Origin of the sequence: Chryseobacterium sp. (assembly GCF_022712095.1) — a bacterium.
Lineage (GTDB): Bacteria > Bacteroidota > Bacteroidia > Flavobacteriales > Weeksellaceae > Chryseobacterium.
Genome location: NZ_JALAHD010000140.1, coordinates 1 through 6,019, shown reverse-complemented (window position 1 = coordinate 6,019; position 6,019 = coordinate 1). Strand labels below are relative to the sequence as shown.

Sequence of the window (6,019 nt, the reverse complement as noted above, 5' to 3'; positions counted from 1 at the left end):
GTTAGATTGTAAAGACTGTTTCGGCAGTCTTTTTTCATATAAATAATCTCTCAAAAAGTCATTTAAAAGTTATAAATTTGCCACCAAATGAATATTTCGGCTTACATTTTAGAATATCTGAAACGATTTGGAACTGTTGTAGTTCCGGGTTTTGGGGTGTTTTCTCTGGAGAGCTCTAAGGCGATTATCAATTCTGAAAACGGAAGCATACTTCCACCTTCCAATCAGATTGCTTTTGAGCTTGATTATGAGGTGCAGAATGATGATCTTATCAACTATATCCAAAGTCAAAAGAATGAATCTAAAGAATCGGTTAAAAATGAACTTGAGATTCAAACCGATTTTTGGAAGAAAAAGCTTCAGGCGGACCAGTTTCTGGAGATTCCGAGGCTAGGATTACTTTCTATTACCGAGGGAGAATCCCATTTTAAGGGAAGCAGACTGGAAGCAGAGCACCCTGATTTCTATGGACTTGAAGAAATCAAGATTTCAGATATTAGAAATGCTGATAAAACGGATCATTCAGAAAAAAGGGATCAAGATTATCAATTCAATAAATCTATTTTATGGATTTTCCTTTTTCTTATTCCTGTTTTGGGAATAGTTTATCTGGCATATACTCAGCAAGAGTTTCTTTTTGGCAAGAAATCTTTTGACAATGTTTCTGTACAGACTAAAACACACAGGATACAGGAGGACACAGTACAACCTAAAAAAGATTCCCTGAAAGCAATAGCTGTTGATTCCTTACATAAAGATTCGTTAATCACGCCGATTACTAATGGTGTCAAAGTTCAGACGACCACAAAACAGTAAACTAATGGGAAAAAAAGTAAAAAAAGCGTCAGAATCTCTGACTATCATGACCAATATTGTGCTTCCGAACGAAACAAATTCTTTAAGAAATCTTTTCGGAGGAGAACTTCTTGCAAGAATGGATCGTTGTGCATCTATCTCAGCATCAAGACACTGTGAAAGAAGAGTGGTTACTGCATCGGTAAACCATGTATCATTTAATCATCCGATTCCGGAAGGGGGAATTGTGGTTTTGGAATCCAAAGTTTCCAGAGCATTTTCCACTTCTATGGAGATCTATGTGGATGTTTGGTTGGATGATCCGATAAATCAGACAAAAACCCGTACCAATGAAGGGATTTATACTTTTGTTGCGGTAGACGAGTTTAACCGCCCTATTCCCATTCCGGAAATGATCCCTGAAACGGAAGAGGAAAAACTGAGATATGCCGCCGCTTTTAGAAGAAAAGAACTTTCCCTTATTCTTTCCGGAAGGATGAAGCCTTTAGAGTCTGTAGAGCTTAGAAAACTATTTCAAGATCCGCAAGAGCAAAAGTAAACCTGAACTATTATTAACTTCCTTGCTAATTTAAAACCGTCGGGTTTTACATACATTTAGCGTTGAAAAAAAAACGAAATGAAAATTCTTCTTTTAGATAAAAATCACCCTCTTATTACTGAACAGTTGCTGGCTAAAAACTTTGTGCTGGAAGAAGATTTTACATCTTCCTATGATGAGGTATGCCGGAAAATTAAAAATTATGAGGGACTTATTATTAGAAGCAGGATTCCTCTGGATAAGAATTTTCTTGAAAAGGCCAAAAATCTGAAATTTATTGCCAGAGTAGGTGCCGGTATGGAAAATATTGATATCCCAGTTGCCGAGAAGCTGGGTATTCAGCTGATCAATTCTCCGGAGGGAAACAGAGATTCTGTTGCTGAACATGTATTGGGAATGCTTTTGATCATTATGAACCGTCTGTTTATTGCTTCCCAGGAAGTGAAGAATGGGATTTGGAAACGTGAAGAAAACAGAGGAGATGAGCTGTTGGGTAAAACTGTGGGATTAATAGGCTACGGAAATATGGGTAAAGCAACAGCCCGAAGATTATCAGGGTTTGGGTGTAAAGTTATTTTTTATGACATACTACCAGGACTTTCAGATAAATATGCTACTCAGGTAAGCCTTGAAGAACTTCAAAGTGAGGCTCAGGTGCTAAGTCTGCATATTCCTTTAACAGAAGCTACCCATTATTTAATCGATGAGGAGTTTATTTCCAGGATGGAACAAGATTTTTATTTCATTAATACGGCAAGAGGAAAGAATTTAAAAACGAAAGCTTTAGTAAGCGCTTTAAAATCTGGAAAAGTAAAAGGAGCCTGTCTGGATGTTTTGGAATATGAAAAATCTTCTTTTGAAAATATTGAAAATGAAAATGAAGATTTGAAATATCTTTTAGAATCTGATCAGGTGATTATTACTCCGCATATTGCCGGATGGACTCATCAAAGTAAGGAAAAACTCGCACAATTTATAGTAGATAAAATTTTTTCGTCATTTACAAATTAGCATAATCCTTATTTTATGTAAATGTGTTAAATAATTCATAATTTGCATCAGCCCTTCATGTTTTGAACTGAGTTTTATTAAATTGCCGATCATTTTTTGAACGTATGAAGAAGCTGAATTTTTTACTCATTCTATCTGTTTTTTTATTTTCTATATCCTGTAAAAATAAAAGTGAAAACCAAGAAAAACAACTTCAACAAGCAACTACAAATCTGCCCAATTTCGGAAATGTAGATTTAGACAAAGTTTTTACGAAGCAAGATGATGCTCTTTCTGACAAGAATGCAATTATTCATTATATTAATGATTATTACAAAACAGTTTGGGAGGGTGCTGATCTTAGTGGTGGAATTTTAGTAGCCAAAGGAGATGATATCCTATTTGAAGAATACAGGGGCTTCAGTAGGGAAGGGAACCAGAAACCAATTGGTAAGAATACAGCTTTACATGTAGCATCCGTTTCTAAAACCTTAACAGCAATGGCAACTTTAAAATTAGTAGAGGCTGGAAAAATAAAATTAACAGACCATCTTACTGAATATTTTCCAGGATTTCCTTATCCGGATGTTACAGTTCAGGCTTTACTATCTCAAAGAAGCGGACTTCCTAAATATGAATATTTCATCACCAAAATACAGCCGGCTCCTGCGGAACTTTCAAAACCATATTTAACCAATCAGGACATATTAAATATGTTGATTAAATATAAACCTGATCTGGCACGTGAAACCAATACCGGATTTATGTATTGTAATACGAATTTTGCCATGCTTGCCCTTTTGGTGGAAAAAGTAACTAAAACTCCTTTTCCACAGGCTATGCAAGAGATGATTTTTACGCCTCTGAAAATGGAGAATACTTATATCTTTCAGGAGAAAGATATTCCTACAGCTTCCCAGTCTTTTTATTATAAAGGAAATAAACTATATCCATTAGACAGATTGGATCTTATTTACGGAGATAAAAATGTGTATACTACACCACGGGATTTGTATAATTTTTCTAAAGCTATGTTCTCCAAAGATTTTCTGAAACCTGAGCTGATGCAGATGGTATTTACCCCTTACAGCAATGAAAAACCCGGAATGAATAACTACGGATTAGGATTCAGGATGAAAATTTTTGATAATGGTGAAAAGCTTACTTACCATAACGGATGGTGGCATGGAACCAATTCGGTATTTGCTCACCTTTTAAATTCTAAAGTAACTATAGTTGCTATAGGAAATAAATACTCCAATAAAGTATACACAGCACTTGCATTATCTGGTTTATTTGAAGATTTTCCTGTTCAGAAAGAAAAACTTCATGCGGTAATGAATGACTCTTTGAAAGCCGGAAATGAAGTTTTTGGAGAATAATGTTTACTTTTGTCTAAACATATTCATGAAGAGATTTTTTTTATTATTGATTATTGGTTTTCTTGTACAGTCTTGTGCAAGGGTTGGCTCTCCCGTAGGAGGTCCTAAAGACTCTTTGGCTCCCAAATTTTTGAGTTCTAATATAGATTCTACAAGAATTCATGTTTCTAGAAATATCAAGGAGTTACGGCTGGATTTTGATGAATATGTTACCTTGAAGGATATCAACAAAAACCTGATTATTTCACCACCTATTAAAAAGATCAAACGTATCTTACCTTCCAATATCGCTAATAAATATGTGTTGATACAGTGGGAAGATACTTTACAGGCAAATACAACGTATAATTTCAATTTTGGAAACTCTATTGTCGATAATAATGAGTCCAATGTACTTCCTTATTTTAATTTTGCATTTTCTACAGGAGAAAAACTTGATGACCTTTATATAAGCGGAGAAATAAAAGATGCTCTGGCCCTTAAAAAACAAAATTCTACTGAAAATAAGCTTGTTGTTGGACTATATCAGGCCAATGACTCTATTAATTACAAACAGAAGCCATATTATATCACTAAAGTGGATGCAGATGGATATTACGAACTGAATTATCTTTCACCGGGAAAATATAAGATTATAGCTTTTGAAGATGAGAATGGAAACTCTGTATATGATGCCGGTAAAGAGAAAGTAGGTTTTCAAAAAGACATTTTGGATGTTGAAAAATCTATTTCAGGATTGAATTTAAAAGTTTATCCATCTAAAAAAGCATTAAAGTATGAGGAAATGAAAGAAGTTCCCGGAGGAATTTTAATGACCTTTGAAGGAGGACCTGAAAATGTAAAAGTATTATCTATCAATGATAAGCTTCAGGACATAAAAGTAACACACCATCCTAAATCAGATTCTGTGAGGATATGGTTTGATGCTGTAAAAAATAATGTAGGGCAGACTGTTACTGAAAACCTGAAATTTAGTTATGATGCGGATGGCAAACAGGATACAGTTTCGGTATTCTATAAATATAATACTAAAAATGCGATGACAATTTCCTCTAATAATGATGGAAATCTGTTGCCGCCGAAAACAGATTTTAAAATTCTTTCCAACTATGTAGTTGATAAAATTCAACCGGAAAAATGGACATTGAAAAGTGATAGCTTAACTACCCATGAATTTACAGCTAGAATTTCAGAAACCAATCCTTATCAGATTCTGGTGCAATCGGATTTTGAAGCAGGAAAAAAATATCAATTAACAATCCCGAAAGAAACTGTTGAATCATTTTATGATAAGGTTCTTAAATCTTACCGTTTTGATTTTGAAGCAGACAAAGTTGAGAACTATGGCAGTTTAACACTTAAGCTCCAGAATAAGCCTGATTATAATTACTGGATACAGTTATTGGATTCTGCAGGAAAAGTGATCTATCAGAAGTATACCAATGTAGAAAGTGTCAAGTTTGATATCATAAAACCTGCGGAATATATAGTAAGAATTTTGGTGGATAATAATGGGAATAAATATTGGGACGAAGCAGATTTTGAAAAAAATGTTTTTGCGGAAGATGCTTACACGTATTATAAAACAGTTATTGTAAGGCCATTATGGGATTCTGTGGAAGATTGGGATCTGAAAGATACACGTACATTAGATAATCCAAGGCCTGTAAGTCTTGCAAATCCTGATAATCAGTCCCAGTCCGAGACTGCAGGAAAAAAACTTATTGACAGTAATGATAAAGAGCTAAAATCTGATAGTTCTATCCTGACACCTGTTAAATAATTAATGAAGATGATAAAGAAAATTATATTTTGGAGCTTGGTCGCGTTTGCTATGATCCAGTTTATTCCTATTGATAGAGAGAACCCACCTGTTGATCATAAAGTCAATTTTACGGATACTCAAAAGACACCGCAAAAAATAACGAATTTATTGAAAGGAGCCTGTTACGACTGCCACTCCAATGAAACCATATATCCGAAATATGCTCACATAGCTCCTATCTCATGGTCTGTAAAAAGCCATGTAAACGAAGGGCGAGAGCACCTTAATTTTTCTGTTTGGGGCACTTACAATAAAGATCTGAAAACAAATATGCTCAAAAACTCTATTCAGTCTCTCCAGAATAAGACCATGCCAATGCCCGGCTATATCGTTTATCATAACGAAGCCAATTTATCTGAAGCCGAAAGAGCATTATTGATCAATTACTTTGAAAAAATATTTAATTCTAAAACTTTCTAATAGAATTAATAAAAAACTCTCACCAATTTTATGTAAATAAGTGAGAGT

The 6,019-nt window shown here is 34.5% G+C and carries 6 protein-coding genes; all 6 read left to right on the top strand.

Going from position 1 to position 6,019, the window contains the following annotated elements; genetic code table 11:
* Nucleotides 1-87: 87 nt before the first annotated feature.
* The 6 genes from Q0A18_RS07070 (at nt 88) to Q0A18_RS07045 (ending at nt 5,971) form a co-directional block, all read left to right on the top strand.
* The gene (locus Q0A18_RS07070) at nt 88-816 is read left to right on the top strand and encodes a hypothetical protein (RefSeq protein WP_292009443.1); all 729 of its coding nucleotides are present in this window, start codon (nt 88-90) and stop codon (nt 814-816) included.
* A gap of 4 nt (nt 817-820) precedes the next feature.
* Entirely contained in the window at nt 821-1,354 is a 534-nt protein-coding gene (locus Q0A18_RS07065) for an acyl-CoA thioesterase (RefSeq protein WP_292009442.1), read from the top strand.
* Nucleotides 1,355-1,432: 78 nt separating this feature from the next.
* A complete protein-coding gene (locus tag Q0A18_RS07060) occupies nt 1,433-2,365 on the top strand; it encodes a 2-hydroxyacid dehydrogenase (RefSeq protein WP_292009441.1) in 933 nt (310 codons plus the stop codon).
* A gap of 104 nt (nt 2,366-2,469) precedes the next feature.
* A complete protein-coding gene (locus Q0A18_RS07055) occupies nt 2,470-3,726 on the top strand; it encodes a serine hydrolase domain-containing protein (protein WP_292009440.1) in 1,257 nt (418 codons plus the stop codon).
* 25 nt (nt 3,727-3,751) lie between these two features.
* Nucleotides 3,752-5,509 carry an Ig-like domain-containing protein gene (locus Q0A18_RS07050; RefSeq protein ID WP_292009439.1) on the top strand — a complete coding sequence of 586 codons (1,758 nt, stop codon included), beginning with the start codon at nt 3,752-3,754 and terminating at the stop codon, nt 5,507-5,509.
* A gap of 3 nt (nt 5,510-5,512) precedes the next feature.
* On the top strand, nt 5,513-5,971 hold the full coding sequence (locus tag Q0A18_RS07045; protein ID WP_292009438.1) for a heme-binding domain-containing protein: 459 nt from the start codon (nt 5,513-5,515) through the stop codon (nt 5,969-5,971).
* Nucleotides 5,972-6,019: the final 48 nt, after the last annotated feature.

Excerpts from the sequence above, each read along its gene's own strand:
- Q0A18_RS07070 (WP_292009443.1), top strand. The coding sequence starts at position 88 with ATGAATATTTCGGCTTACATTTTAGAATATCTGAAACGATTTGGAACT.
- Q0A18_RS07045 (WP_292009438.1), top strand. The coding sequence starts at position 5,513 with ATGAAGATGATAAAGAAAATTATATTTTGGAGCTTGGTCGCGTTTGCT.
- Q0A18_RS07060 (WP_292009441.1), top strand. The coding sequence starts at position 1,433 with ATGAAAATTCTTCTTTTAGATAAAAATCACCCTCTTATTACTGAACAG.
- Q0A18_RS07050 (WP_292009439.1), top strand. The coding sequence starts at position 3,752 with ATGAAGAGATTTTTTTTATTATTGATTATTGGTTTTCTTGTACAGTCT.
- Q0A18_RS07065 (WP_292009442.1), top strand. The coding sequence starts at position 821 with ATGGGAAAAAAAGTAAAAAAAGCGTCAGAATCTCTGACTATCATGACC.
- Q0A18_RS07055 (WP_292009440.1), top strand. The coding sequence starts at position 2,470 with ATGAAGAAGCTGAATTTTTTACTCATTCTATCTGTTTTTTTATTTTCT.